The sequence below is a fragment of the Burkholderia sp. IMCC1007 genome (genome assembly GCF_027257875.1).
Lineage (GTDB): Bacteria > Pseudomonadota > Gammaproteobacteria > Burkholderiales > Burkholderiaceae > Burkholderia.
In genome coordinates, this window is sequence record NZ_JAPVQY010000103.1 from 1 (window position 1) to 12444 (window position 12444).

Consider the following 12444-nt stretch of genomic DNA (forward strand, 5'->3'; position numbering starts at 1 on the left):
ACGCCGGACAGCCGCCCGGCCGGCGCGCCCGGCCGCGGCACGCGCGCGGTGCTGCGCCTGCCGGTGACGCACGTCGCGGCGGCTGCCGCGTCAACCAACACGTAGACGGAGAAACCACATGAGCGAGAACAATTTCCTGGTGATCGACGATAACGAGGTGTTCGCGGGTACGCTCGCGCGCGGCCTCGAGCGCCGCGGCTACGCGGTGCAGCAGGCGCACGACAAGGAGGCGGCGCTGCGGCTCGCCGCCGGCGGCAAGTTCCAGTTCATCACCGTCGACCTGCATCTGGGCGAGGATTCGGGCCTGAGCCTGATCGCGCCGCTGTGCGACCTGCAGCCCGACGCGCGGATTCTCGTGCTGACGGGCTACGCGAGCATCGCGACCGCCGTGCAGGCCGTGAAGGAAGGCGCCGACAACTATCTCGCGAAGCCGGCGAACATCGAGTCGATCCTGGCCGCGCTGCAGACCAACGCGAGCGAAGTGCAGGCCGACGAGGCGCTCGAGAATCCGGTCGTGCTGTCGGTCGACCGGCTCGAATGGGAACACATCCAGCGCGTGCTGGCGGAGAACAACAACAACATCTCGGCGACCGCGCGCGCGCTGAACATGCACCGCCGCACGCTGCAGCGCAAGCTCGCGAAGAAGCCGGTGCGGCAGTGAGGTTGTCGGTGGCGCCGTCCTGACGGCGCCGCCGTCGCGTTCAGGGCGGCGATCCGGCCGAATCGCGTCCGCCAAGCAGCGCGAAGTACTGTTCCTCGGCACGATTGATGAACGTCAGCATCGCGTCGTTGATGCGCTTGGGGCTGCGTTCGGCGAAACCGTCGAGCACGCCGCGCATCACGTCGACGAGCACCTTTTGAGCGGCCGCATCGTTGAGCGTGCCGAGCCGGATCTGGTGCGCGTGATCGGCGAAGCGGCGGATCGTGTCCTGCAGGCGCACGTTCTGCACCGCGCCCAGCCACGCATCGCGAAATTCGCTGTCGGCTTCGATCATCGTCTTGCCGTTGCCCTTGTCGCATGCCTTGCGGGCCTTGCGATAGGCTCGCGCGAGCGCGTCTTCCACCCCGGCGTCGAGCATCGCCGCGGCGCTGGCGGCCGCGCTGGGTTCGAGCAGCCGCCGAACTTCAAAAATTTCGTGGACGTCCTCGTTGGTCAACGTCGGCATCACGAATCCCCGGGTCGTCCCGGTCAGATAGCCTTCGCTGACAAGGCGCAGCAACGCCTGGCGGACCGGCGTGCGCGTGCATTCGAACGCCTCGGCGATTTCGTAGTCGAGGATGCGGTCGTCGCGCCCCACCTCGCCGCGGCGCAGCCGCTCGAGGATCGCCGCATAAATCGTCTCGGTCAGCGTGGTCTGGCGCAACGCCGTGCGCTTGGGCAAGCGTTTCGTGATCTTGGTCGTCTCTGCCATAGGTGATGCGTCTGGATTCTGAATTATGAATCCATCGTAAGGACGCTCCATGCCGGCTGTCAACACGACGGCATCGGCTTCCCTTTCTTCGCTCCCCGGCGTGCATCGTCGCATGCCCGGATTTGCGCTTGCTTGCGCGACGGCCGACGTTCCGAAAACGTGCCACGGTCCCCGCGGCCCGGTGCGTGCGTTGCGCGCCGATGCACGGCACGCGGGCGCCGCTCTCGTTCTGGTAAACCTGAATTCTGAATTCAGAAATCAGAATCTAGTATTCGGTCAAACGTCGGACGAATGTTCGGCCGGCGCCGTTCGGCGCGGTGCGGATCGCGCCGCCCGTTTTGCCCGAGAGAGGCCGCTAGATGGAGAACAGCATGGACATGGACGACCAGACCGACCCGGCGCGCACCGGATGGTTGCTTTACCACTCGGTGGGAATGTTTCCGGGGCAGCGGGACGCGGCCCGCAGCGCATTCGAGTCGTTCGTCGAAACCTGGTACCGGCCCGATTCGCATCGCTGGGATTACGGGCTCGGTCTGCGCCGCCGCGTGCTGGATGACTGGGCGGCGCTCGTCAACGTGCCGGCGAGTTCGGTATTCGCGGCGGACAGCGTGACCGACGCGTTCGCGCGTCTGGTCGGGGCGCTCGGCGCAGGTCGTCTGGCGGGACGTCGTGTGCTGATCGCCGGCGACTGCTTTCCGAGCCTGCACTACCTGCTGACGGGATTGGCTCCCGTGTTCGGGTTCACGCTGGATACCGTCGCGCTCGAGCCGGGCGCGGCTTATGTGGACGACGACGCCTATCTCGCACATTGGCAGGACGACGTCGCGCTCGCCGTCGTCACGTGGGTCACGTCGACGGCGTCGAAGCGGGCCGATCTCGCGCGACTCGTCGCGCATGGTCGGGCGCAAGGCAGCCTGATCGCGGTCGACGCCACGCAGGGCGTCGGCATCGTCGATTTCGACGCGACGCGGTTCGGAATCGACTTTGCCGCCTGCACGACGCTCAAATGGCTATGCGGCGCGCCGGGCGCGGCGCTCGCCTACCTGAACCCCGCACTGCTCGAGCGCGGGCTCGCGCCGCTGGTGCAGGGCTGGTTCAGCCAGCCCGATCCGTTCAACTGGGACCTGACGCGTTTCACGCTGGCGCCCGATGCCCGGCGTTTCGACAACGGTACGCCGTCGCTGCTGCCGTTCGTCGCATCCGCGCCCGGGTTCGCGTGGCGGGCGTCTCCCGAAGCCGCCGGCATGCGCGCGCACAACCTGGCGCTATCGCATCGGCTGATCGAACTGTTCGACCGCAAGGGCTATCGCGTGCTGTCTCCGCGCGACGACGCCGAGCGGGGCGGCAGCGTGATGGCCGAGCTGCCGCCGTTTATCGAGCCGCGCGCGCTCGAGGCCACGCTCGCTCGCGACGGCGTGCTGATCGACACGCGGGGCCGCACGCTGAGGGCGTCGCCGGGGCCGCTGACGCGTTCCGCGGCCATCGACACGCTGTCGACGCTGCTGCCCGATGCCTGAGCCCGCATGAGCCTGCCAAAAGCAGCCCCCCAATACAAGGAGACGACAGGATGGAAGACACAGGGATTGCGTCGCGCGAGCGAGGTCTCAACAAGCGCCTGACGCAGCGCCAGATCACCATGATCGGCATCGGCGGCGCGATCGGCACCGGGTTGTTCATGGGCAGCGGCATCGCGATCGGCTACGCGGGCCCGGCCGTGCTGCTCAGCTACGCGATCGCCGCGCTGATCGCCGTCGTGATGGTATTCAGCCTGGCCGAGATGGCCGTCGCCCACCCGACCGCGGGTTCGTTCGGCACGTATGCCGAGATGTACCTGAATCGCTGGAGCGGATTCGTGGTGCGCTACACGTACTGGATCGTCGAAGTCGTCGCCGTCGGCGGGGAGGCCATCGCGGTCGGCATCTATATGGGATTCTGGTTCCCGGACGTGCCGGTCTGGATGTGGTCGATCGCGTTCGGGCTCGCGCTCGTGTACGTCAACAGCCGGTCGGTCGAGAACTTCGGTTCGTTCGAGTACTGGTTCGCGCTGGTGAAGGTCGTCGCGATCCTGGGTTTCATCGTGGTCGGGCTCGCGCAGATCGTCGGCATCGGCGGGCCGGCGATCGGCCTGGCCAACCTGACCGCGCTGCCGGGCGGATTCATGCCGCACGGCATCGGCGGCGTATGGATGGGCGTGCTGATGGCGATCTTTTCGTTCTATGGCGTCGAGGTGGTCGCCGTGACCTCCGGCGAGGCGAAGGATCCGGCCCGGGCGATTCCGAATGCGTTGCGCTCGATGCTGCTGCGCCTCGCGCTGTTTTACGTGCTGGCGCTCGGGATCATGGTCGCCTGCGTGCCGTGGACGGAGGTCGGCGCGCGGGTCGTCCAGCAGAGCCCGTTCGTGAAACTGTTCTCGCATGCCGGCATTGCGCACGCGGCGGGGATCATGAATTTCGTCGTCGTCACGGCCGCGCTGTCGAGCATGAACGCCAACCTCTACCTGTCGTCCCGCACCCTGTTCTCGCTCGCGCGCGGCAGCTATGCGCCGCGCTGGATCGGCAGGCTGTCGGCCAACGGCACCCCGGTGGCCGCGACGCTGATTTCCGGCGCGGGGACCGTGGCCGCGGCGGCGGTGTCGTTCTTCAGCCCGCTCGCCTACAACTATCTGTTCGGTGTCGCGCTGTTTGGCGGCATCTTCGTCTGGATCGTGATTCTCGTCACGCATCTGCGGTTCAGGTGCGCGTGGAAAGGCCGTGCGCTGCCGGTCCGGATGCCGCTCTTTCCGGTCGCCCAACTCATCGGGATCGTCCTGCTGGTCGCCGTGCTGATCACGATGGGGCTCGATACCGAATTCTGGAACGTGTCGTGGATCGTCGGGGTGCCGTGGTTGTGCGCGGTGTCCGTCGCCTATTTCGTCAGTCGCAGGCGGATGCCGGACGCGCGTCCGGACGAGCGGGCCGACGCACCGTTGTCCTCGTGAATCTGCGTGCATCGCCGATTTTTCCTGAATTTGCCAACCGGAGTGTTTGTCAGTCATGAAACCCATTCCTGCGTCGACCGTCACGTCGACCTCGCCGGCCGCCGGCGTCCCGCTCGACGGCGTGCGTGCCGTACAGGTGCCGATGCGCTGCGACGCATTGATGCCGACCGTCGATTTCTTCGTTCAACGCGTGGGCTTTCGCATCGATGCGATCTTTCCGGCGGAGTCGCCGCGCATCGCGATACTGTCCGGCTATGGCGTCTCGCTGCGGTTGGGCGCCGACGTCGTCGGCGGCGTCGAGGCGCTGAATCTGTTGTGCGATGCGCCTGAGCGGATCGCCGGCGAGCGCGACCTCGAGGCGCCGAACGGCGTGCGCATCCGCTTCAGTTCGGCAGACCCGCAACTGCGTCTACCGGAGACGCGACAAGCCTGGTGCGTCAGCCGGAACGAGGACGACGCGCAATGGACGGTCGGTCGCGCCGGGCTGCGTTATCGCGATCTGCTGCCGGCGCGGCACGGCGGCGCATTCATTGCGTCGCATATCCGCATCCTGTCCGGCGGCCCGGTGCCGGACTACGTGCATTTCCACAAAGTGCGCTTTCAGATGATCTTTTGCCGGGCGGGATGGGTGCGCGTCGTCTACGAAGGGCAGGGCGAGCCCTTCGTGCTGAACGCCGGGGATTGCGTGTTGCAGCCGCCGCGGATTCGTCATCGCGTGCTCGAAAGTTCCGCAGGCGCCGAAGTGATCGAACTGGGGGCGCCGGCGGAGCACGTGACGATGGTCGATCACGACATGGCGCTGCCGACCGCGGCCCGGTATCCCGCGGATCACGATTTCGACGGCCAGCGTTTCGTTCGTCACGTGGCCGCACAGGCCGGCTGGGAGCCGTGGCGGATGCGCGGTTTCGAGTGCGCGGATACCGGGATCGGCATGGCGACGGGCGGGCTTGCCGGCGTGCGCGTGGTCCGGCGGGTCCCCGGCGCGGTGTTGCCGGAGCTCACGGCGCACGACACGGAGTTCTGTTTCTTTTTCGTGCTGGCGGGCAGCCTGACCGTGCTGAACGGCCACGCGCGCATCGTCCTGAACCGGGACGACAGTGTGACGCTGCCCGGGGCGGCGCCGTATGCGTTCGAGCAGTGCAGCGACGATCTCGAACTGCTGGAAGTCACATTGCCGGCCGATTTTTCGGTCTGACCGCCGTCGAGCCTGGCACCAATGAAAACGGGCGGCCCCGATCGGGACCGCCCGCGTCTGTCGCGGCCGCGAATGCCGCGCGCGTTACAGCACGTAGCGCGACAGGTCTTCGTCCTGCGCCACTTCGCCGAGCGCGCGGTCGACATACTGCGCGTCGATCGTCACGCGCTCGCCGGCGTGGTTGCCGGCCGAGAACGACACTTCCTCGAGCAGTTTCTCGATGACCGTGTACAAGCGGCGGGCGCCGATGTTCTCGGTCTTCTCGTTGACCGAGTACGCGATCTCGGCCAGGCGGCGGATGCCGTCGGCGGCGAACTCGAGCTGCACGTCTTCGGTTGCGAGCAGCGCCTGATACTGCTTGACCAGGCTCGCGTCGGTCGCGACGAGAATCGCCTCGAAATCGTTCACCGACAGCGAATCGAGCTCGACGCGGATCGGAAAGCGGCCCTGCAGTTCCGGGATCAGGTCGCTCGGCTTCGCGAGATGGAATGCACCGCTCGCGATGAACAGGATGTGATCGGTCTTCACCATCCCGTACTTCGTGTTGACCGTCGTGCCTTCGACGAGCGGCAGCAGATCGCGCTGCACGCCCTGGCGCGACACTTCGCCGCCGCTGCCTTCGTTGTTGCGCGACGTGATCTTGTCGATCTCGTCGAGGAACACGATGCCGTTCTGCTCGACGTTCTGCACGGCCTTCGTCTTCACTTCCTCGTCGTTGAGCATCTTCGCCGCTTCCTCGTCGGTCAGCAGCTTCAGCGCTTCCTTGATCTTGACCTTGCGGCGCTGCTTCTTGCCGCTGCCGAGGTTCGAGAACATCGAGCGGATCTGCTCGGTCATCTCTTCCATCCCCGGCGGCGCCATGATGTCCATGCCGGCCGACGGCTGCTCGAGGTCGAGTTCGACTTCCTTGTCGTCGAGCTGGCCTTCGCGCAGGCGCTTGCGGAAGGTCTGGCGCGTCGCGTTGTTGTCGTCGTTCGCGTGCTCGGCGTTGCCGCCGAAGCCCACCGCGCGCGGCTGCGGCAGCAGGATGTCGAGGATGCGGTCTTCGGCCTGGTCGGTGGCCTTGCTGCGCACCTTGCGCATCTCGGATTCGCGCGTCTGCTTGACCGAGATCTCGATCAGGTCGCGCACGATGCTGTCGACGTCGCGGCCGACGTAGCCGACTTCGGTGAACTTCGTCGCTTCGATCTTGATGAACGGCGCATCCGCCAGCTTCGCGAGGCGGCGCGCGATTTCGGTCTTGCCGACGCCCGTCGGCCCGATCATCAGGATGTTCTTCGGCGTGATTTCCTGGCGCAGCGGGTCGGCGACCTGCTGGCGGCGCCAGCGGTTGCGCAGCGCGACCGCGACGGCCTTCTTCGCCTTGGCCTGGCCGATGATGTGCTTGTCGAGTTCCGAGACGATCTCGGCAGGGGTCATGGTGCTCATGGGGCGGTCCTTACTCGATCGTTTCGATGATGCGGTTGTGGTTCGTGTAGATGCACATGTCGCCGGCGATCTCGAGCGACTTCTCGACGATCTCGCGCGGCGACAGCTCGGTGTTCTCCGCGAGCGCGCGGGCCGCGGCCTGCGCATAGGCGCCGCCCGAACCGATCGCGCAGATGCCGCCTTCCGGGTCGAGCACGTCGCCGTTACCGGTGATCACCAGCGTGGTGGTCGCATCGGCCGTGATCAGCATCGCCTCGAGGCGGCGCAGCATCCGGTCGGTACGCCAGTCCTTCGCGAGCTCGACGGCCGCGCGGGTCAGGTTGCCCTGGTGCTTCTCGAGCTTCGCCTCGAAGCGATCGAGCAGCGAGAACGCATCGGCGGTGCCGCCCGCGAATCCGACCAGTACCTGGTTGTTGTAGATCCGCCGCACTTTCCGCGCGCCACCCTTCATGACGATGTTGCCGAGGGTTACCTGGCCGTCGCCGCCGAGCGCGACCTTGTCGCCGCGCCGGACCGAAACGATGGTCGTGCCGTGAAATTGCTCCATCTGCGTTCCTTGAGAAAAACGGGGAAGTGTCGGGCGGCGCGACGCGCCGCCGCGTGAATCCGCAGTGCGCCGGGAAGCGGCCCGGCGCGCATCCGTTTCATTTTAGGGCGGGCGCCGGGATATCAAGAGGGGGATGCGAATCGGCGCGGCACGCGTCGTGGCGGGCAGGCCGGGCGCCGGGACCGGTGCCGGCGCCGGAAAACAAAAAGCGCGCGGCAGGCCGCGCGCTTTCGGGAAGCAGCGTGTTTGAGCGGGAACGCCGCTCGATCAGTCGCCGAACAGCTTCTGGCGCAGCTCGCGGCGCTCTTGCGCTTCGAGCGACAGCGTGGCCGTCGGACGCGCGAGCAGGCGCGGGATGCCGATCGGTTCGCCGGTTTCCTCGCACCAGCCGTAGTCGCCGGAATCGATGCGGGCGAGCGATTGCTGAACCTTCTTGAGGAGTTTGCGTTCGCGATCGCGCGTACGCAGCTCGAGCGCGTGCTCTTCCTCGATCGTCGCGCGATCGGCGGGATCGGGCACGATTACCGTCTCGCGCAGGTTCTCGGTCGTCTGGCCTGCATTCTTGAGGATGTCCGCCTGCAACTGTTCGAGCCGATTTTTGAAGAAGGCGAGCTGATCCTCATTCATGTAATCCTTGTCGCTCATCTTCAGGATTTCGGCTTCGGTCAAGAGTTTCTTCGTCATCTGCTTGCTTCTTCAATGTGCGGCAAATCCGGAGATAGTGCCTGCACTTTGGGATTACCCGCAACTGCGCTTGCAATCATTTGCGTTTAGCCGCCGCGGGGCCGAAAGCCTCTGGAAAACCGGTTCTCAAATACCAGGACAGGCCTGGCGCGGATTTGCGCGCGGCGAACCGGTGTGCTGCGCGGCAGATCACTTCGGCCGCTGCCGGATAATGGATGGGCGATCCGGCGCGGTTGCGATGCCCGGGTAACAGTTCTGCAAGAACCGGGCCTGTTATTGCCGTACTCCAGCGGGCACGTATTGTAACTGAATCGCAAGCGGGCGCCGTATCGGGTCGATCCCCGTCGGCTGCGCCAATATCTAGAAAATATAACGCGCAAATCGCGAAAAAGCGATGACGGTGAAACCCTCCCTCGAAAAGGCGCCGCGCGAGGGCCCCGGCCGTTCACCGGGGCGCTCGCGCGCGCCGCATGCGTGCTGCCCGAAGGTTCAGGCGAGGCAGGCGTCGAGGCCGTCGGTGATCAGGTCCTGCGGCAGTTCGACGCCGATGAACACCATCTTGTTGGTCTTCTTCTCGGCCGGCAGCCACTTCGCGGCGAGATCGCTGCCCATCATCTGGTGCACGCCCTGGAACACGACCTTGCGGTCGACGCCCTTCATGTACAGCACGCCCTTGTAGCGCAACATCCGTTCCCCATAGATCTGAAGGATGCCGCCGAGGAAGTCTTCCAGCTTGTTCGGGTCGAACGGGCGGTCGTTGCGGTACACGAACGACTTGATCTTGTCGTCGTGGTGCGCGTGATGATGGTGATGACCGTGGTCGTGATCGTGCGCGCACTGACCGTGATCGTGGTCGCAATCCGCGTGATCGTGATCATGGCCGTGATCGTGGTGATCGTGCGCGTGGTCGTCCTCGGCGAGGAAGTCCGGGTCGATCTCGAGCTTCGCGTTCAGGTTGAAGCCGCGCAGGTCGAAGATTTCCTTGATGTCGGCTTCACCGAAGTTCACGACCTTGATCGTCGCCTTCGGGTTCATGTGCATCAGGCGGTGCTTGAGCGCCGCGACGGCCTGGTCGTCGACGAGGTCCGACTTCGTGATGAACAGGCGATCGGCGAACCCGACCTGGCGCTGCACCACTTCGTGTTCGTCGAGCTGCGCGTTCGCGTGCTTCGCGTCGACCAGCGTGATGACGGCGTCGAGCAGGAAATCGTCGGCGATCTCGCTGTCGATGAAGAAGGTTTGCGCAACGGGGCCCGGGTTCGCGAGGCCGGTCGTCTCGATCACGATGCGGTCGAAGTCGAGCTTGCCGTCGCGCTTCTGCGCGGCCAGATCGCCGAGCGCGCGCGCGAGGTCGCCACGGATCGTGCAGCAGATGCAGCCGTTGCTCATCTGGATGATCTGCTCGTTCGAATCCTGCACGAGGATTTCGTTGTCGATGTTCTCTTCGCCGAATTCGTTCTCGATCACGGCGATCTTCATGCCGTGCTGTTCGTTCAGGATGCGCTTGAGCAGCGTCGTCTTGCCGCTGCCGAGGAAGCCGGTGAGAATGGTGACGGGAGTGGCCATGTCGGTCGCCTGTGGTTCGTGAATCGGGGTCAAAACCAGGATGTGTGCGTCGCGCCATCGACTCGCGAGCCGGGGCGCACAACCATCCATTGAAACATACCTGTCAAGCCCGCGCCCGTCGTCCGGACGACAGGGGCGGGCGCGCGTCCGCCGGCGGGCACGATGGGCGGACGCGAGTGTGCGTGCAGATTGGGGCGATCAGACGATTTGCAACAGCAGGCCCTTCAGATATTCGCCTTCCGGGAACGCGGCGAGCAGCGGGTGATCGACGCCCGCGCCGAGCCGCTTCAGGATGCGCGCATCGACCTTCGCGTCGGCGGCCGCGCCTGCGACGATCTTCTGGAACAGGTCCATGTCGATCGCGCCCGAGCACGAATACGTGAACAGCAGGCCGCCCGGACGCAGCAGCTTGAAGCCGCTCAGGTTGATGTCCTTGTACGCGCGTGCCGCGCGATCGACGCTGTCGCGGGTCGGCGCGAACTTCGGCGGGTCGAGCACGATCAGGTCGAAACGCTCGCCTTCGTCGACGAGACGGCGCAGCGTCTTGAACGCGTCCGCGTCGAGCCAGGTCGCGCGTTCGGCGTCGAAGCCGTTCGCCACGACGTTCTGCTGCGCGAGCGCGAGCGCGTCGCCCGACGAATCGATCGACACGACGCGCGTCGCACCGCCCTTGAGCGCCGCGAGCGAGAAGCCGCCGGTGTAGCAGAAGCAGTTCAGCACGTCGCGGCCGGCCGCGTACTGCGCGACGAGCGCGCGGTTGTCGCGCTGGTCGACGTAGAAGCCCGTCTTGTGGCCGTTGGGCACGTCGACGTGATAGCGCACGCCGTTTTCGTTCGAGATCAGCGTCGCGGGCGGCGCGTCGCCGGCGAGCACGCCGGTCGTTTGTTCGAGCCCCTCCTTGTCGCGGATAGACACGTCCGAGCGCTCGTACACGTTCGGGCAGCCGGTCGCGCCGGTGAGCGCCGCGACGATCGCGTCCTTCCATGCCTCCACGCCGGCGGCCATGAACTGGCACACCAGCTGGCCGCGCGGCGCGGCGCCGGGCTCGGCCGTATCCGCGACGTAGTAGTCGACGATCAGCCCCGGCAGCCCGTCGGCTTCGCCGAACACGAGCCGCACGGCGCCCGTGCCCGACACCATCGTCGTGCGGTGCGCGACCGCACGCTGCACGCGGCGCTTGAAGAACGCGTGGTCGATCGGCTCGTGCTCGTCGAAGCTCCACACGCGCACGCGGATCTGCGATTGCGGGCTGTATGCGCCGCGCGCGAGGAAGCGGCCGTCGTGCGCACGCACGATCACGGTCGCGCCGGGCGCGGGCTTGCCGTCGACGCGGTCGATCGCATTGGCGTAGATCCACGGATGGCGGCGCAGCAGCGATTTTTCCTTGGACGGTTTGAGTGTGACGGTTTGCATGATCGGATCGAAATGGGCCGCGGGCGAAGCCGGCCGGTGCCGGTCGCCGTGCGCGGCGGGTAAGACGGGACGCGTCAGTCGCGCTTCTTCGCGCGCGGATGCGCGCTGTCGTAAATCTTCGCGAGATGCTGGAAGTCGAGCGACGTATAGACCTGCGTCGCGGAGACGCTCGCATGGCCCAGCAGCTCCTGCACCGCGCGCAGGTCGCCGCTCGATTGCAGCACGTGCGTCGCGAACGAGTGGCGCAGCACGTGCGGATGGACGTTGGCGGGGATGCCGGCGACGAGCGCCGCGCGCTTCACGCGCTCGCGCACGACGCCCGGCGACATCCGGTTGCCGCGCACCGACACGAACAGCGGATGCGGATCGTGCTTCACGAATTCGCCGCGCACCGCGAGCCACGCGTTCAGCGCGTCGATCGCCTTGCGGCCGACCGGCACCTTGCGCTCCTTGTTGCCCTTGCCGCGCACGGTGACTTCGGCTTCGGCGAGATCGAGCCAGCCGCTCGACCGGTAGCCGTCGGCCTGCGTGTACCTCACGTCGAGCCCGACGAGTTCGGCGAGGCGCAGCCCGGACGAATAGAACAGTTCGAGGATCGCGTGATCGCGGATGCCTTCGGTGGTATCGGGCAGCGGCGTATCCATCAGTGCGACCGCATCGTCGACCGACAGCGCTTTGGGCAGCGATTTCTCGCGTTTGGGCGCGCGGACCCCGGCGACGGGATTCGCGGGCATCTCGACGCGCTGCGCGAACCAGCGATAGAACGCACGCCATGCGGAGAGCCGGTGCGAGATCGAGCGCGCGGACAGCCCGGCCGCGTGCGCACGCACCACCGCGCCGCGCATGTCGGCGGCCGTCAGCGCTTCGAGCGGCCGGCCGGCCGCGAGCTTCTTCAGTTCGTCGAGTTCATGCGTATACGCACGCAGCGTGTGCTCCGACAGCTGCCTGACATGCTTCAGGTTCGACAGGTAGGCGGCGATCGGATCGTCGGTCATCGCGTTCGACGGATCAGTGCGGCAGCAGGCGCGTAAGCGCGGCGCTCGCGAGCGTCGCGATCTGCGCGAGGAAATCGGTGGCCATCCCGTCGTGGAAGCGGCGCGGATCGGGCGAGCCGAGCACGAGCAGGCCGAACGCGGGCGCGTCTGCGCCGGCGACCGGCGCGCGCAGCGCGAGCAGCGCGACCGACGTGGCGGCGCCGTCGCCGGCCGGCGCGGCTTCGCCG

Annotated in this window: 12 protein-coding genes; 4 read left to right on the forward strand and 8 right to left on the reverse strand. The window is 66.6% G+C overall.

Annotation, left to right across the window (positions count from 1 at the left end):
* Positions 1-118 precede the first annotated feature (118 nt).
* Positions 119-661, forward strand: coding sequence for a response regulator transcription factor (locus O1Q03_RS38980; RefSeq protein ID WP_011658200.1), 543 nt, complete (start codon positions 119-121; stop codon positions 659-661).
* A gap of 40 nt (positions 662-701) precedes the next feature.
* Here O1Q03_RS38980 and O1Q03_RS38985 read toward each other — a convergent pair whose 3' ends face one another.
* Positions 702-1412: a GntR family transcriptional regulator gene (locus O1Q03_RS38985; protein WP_269511252.1), complete on the reverse strand. Its 711-nt coding sequence runs from the start codon at positions 1410-1412 to the stop codon at positions 702-704.
* A gap of 371 nt (positions 1413-1783) precedes the next feature.
* Between O1Q03_RS38985 and O1Q03_RS38990 the strand changes: the two genes are divergently transcribed.
* From O1Q03_RS38990 to O1Q03_RS39000, 3 genes are read left to right on the forward strand one after another with little or no spacing between them, the layout of a single operon-like run.
* Complete coding sequence (locus O1Q03_RS38990) at positions 1784-2929, forward strand: aminotransferase class V-fold PLP-dependent enzyme (RefSeq protein WP_269511254.1); 1146 nt, start codon at positions 1784-1786, stop codon at positions 2927-2929.
* Between the two features lie 50 nt (positions 2930-2979).
* The gene (locus tag O1Q03_RS38995) at positions 2980-4389 is read left to right on the forward strand and encodes an amino acid permease (RefSeq protein ID WP_269511256.1); all 1410 of its coding nucleotides are present in this window, start codon (positions 2980-2982) and stop codon (positions 4387-4389) included.
* 55 nt (positions 4390-4444) lie between these two features.
* Complete coding sequence (locus O1Q03_RS39000) at positions 4445-5584, forward strand: cupin (RefSeq protein ID WP_269511258.1); 1140 nt, start codon at positions 4445-4447, stop codon at positions 5582-5584.
* Positions 5585-5668: 84 nt separating this feature from the next.
* Here O1Q03_RS39000 and hslU read toward each other — a convergent pair whose 3' ends face one another.
* The 7 genes from hslU to O1Q03_RS39035 form a co-directional block, all read right to left on the reverse strand.
* Positions 5669-7012, reverse strand: coding sequence for an ATP-dependent protease ATPase subunit HslU (hslU, locus tag O1Q03_RS39005; protein ID WP_269511260.1), 1344 nt, complete (start codon positions 7010-7012; stop codon positions 5669-5671).
* A gap of 10 nt (positions 7013-7022) precedes the next feature.
* Positions 7023-7559 (reverse strand): ATP-dependent protease subunit HslV, encoded by a 537-nt coding sequence (gene hslV / locus O1Q03_RS39010; protein WP_006760749.1) that lies wholly within the window; start codon positions 7557-7559, stop codon positions 7023-7025.
* 267 nt (positions 7560-7826) lie between these two features.
* Positions 7827-8243, reverse strand: coding sequence for an RNA polymerase-binding protein DksA (gene dksA / locus O1Q03_RS39015; protein WP_006477498.1), 417 nt, complete (start codon positions 8241-8243; stop codon positions 7827-7829).
* Positions 8244-8732: 489 nt separating this feature from the next.
* Complete coding sequence (locus O1Q03_RS39020) at positions 8733-9809, reverse strand: CobW family GTP-binding protein (protein ID WP_269511262.1); 1077 nt, start codon at positions 9807-9809, stop codon at positions 8733-8735.
* Between the two features lie 198 nt (positions 9810-10007).
* Entirely contained in the window at positions 10008-11222 is a 1215-nt protein-coding gene (locus tag O1Q03_RS39025) for a class I SAM-dependent rRNA methyltransferase (RefSeq protein ID WP_269511264.1), read from the reverse strand.
* A 74-nt stretch (positions 11223-11296) separates the two neighbouring features.
* A complete protein-coding gene (xerC, locus tag O1Q03_RS39030) occupies positions 11297-12217 on the reverse strand; it encodes a tyrosine recombinase XerC (protein WP_269511266.1) in 921 nt (306 codons plus the stop codon).
* A 13-nt stretch (positions 12218-12230) separates the two neighbouring features.
* A partial coding sequence (locus O1Q03_RS39035) for a DUF484 family protein (protein WP_269511268.1) occupies positions 12231-12444 on the reverse strand: 214 nt, incomplete at its 5' end.

Bases quoted from the DNA above. Each gene is read 5' to 3' on its own strand.
- O1Q03_RS38980 (WP_011658200.1), top strand. From the start codon at position 119: ATGAGCGAGAACAATTTCCTGGTGATCGACGATAACGAGGTGTTCGCG.
- O1Q03_RS38985 (WP_269511252.1), bottom strand. From the start codon at position 1,412: ATGGCAGAGACGACCAAGATCACGAAACGCTTGCCCAAGCGCACGGCG.
- O1Q03_RS38990 (WP_269511254.1), top strand. From the start codon at position 1,784: ATGGACATGGACGACCAGACCGACCCGGCGCGCACCGGATGGTTGCTT.
- O1Q03_RS38995 (WP_269511256.1), top strand. From the start codon at position 2,980: ATGGAAGACACAGGGATTGCGTCGCGCGAGCGAGGTCTCAACAAGCGC.
- O1Q03_RS39000 (WP_269511258.1), top strand. From the start codon at position 4,445: ATGAAACCCATTCCTGCGTCGACCGTCACGTCGACCTCGCCGGCCGCC.
- hslU (WP_269511260.1), bottom strand. From the start codon at position 7,012: ATGAGCACCATGACCCCTGCCGAGATCGTCTCGGAACTCGACAAGCAC.
- hslV (WP_006760749.1), bottom strand. From the start codon at position 7,559: ATGGAGCAATTTCACGGCACGACCATCGTTTCGGTCCGGCGCGGCGAC.
- dksA (WP_006477498.1), bottom strand. From the start codon at position 8,243: ATGACGAAGAAACTCTTGACCGAAGCCGAAATCCTGAAGATGAGCGAC.
- O1Q03_RS39020 (WP_269511262.1), bottom strand. From the start codon at position 9,809: ATGGCCACTCCCGTCACCATTCTCACCGGCTTCCTCGGCAGCGGCAAG.
- O1Q03_RS39025 (WP_269511264.1), bottom strand. From the start codon at position 11,222: ATGCAAACCGTCACACTCAAACCGTCCAAGGAAAAATCGCTGCTGCGC.
- xerC (WP_269511266.1), bottom strand. From the start codon at position 12,217: ATGACCGACGATCCGATCGCCGCCTACCTGTCGAACCTGAAGCATGTC.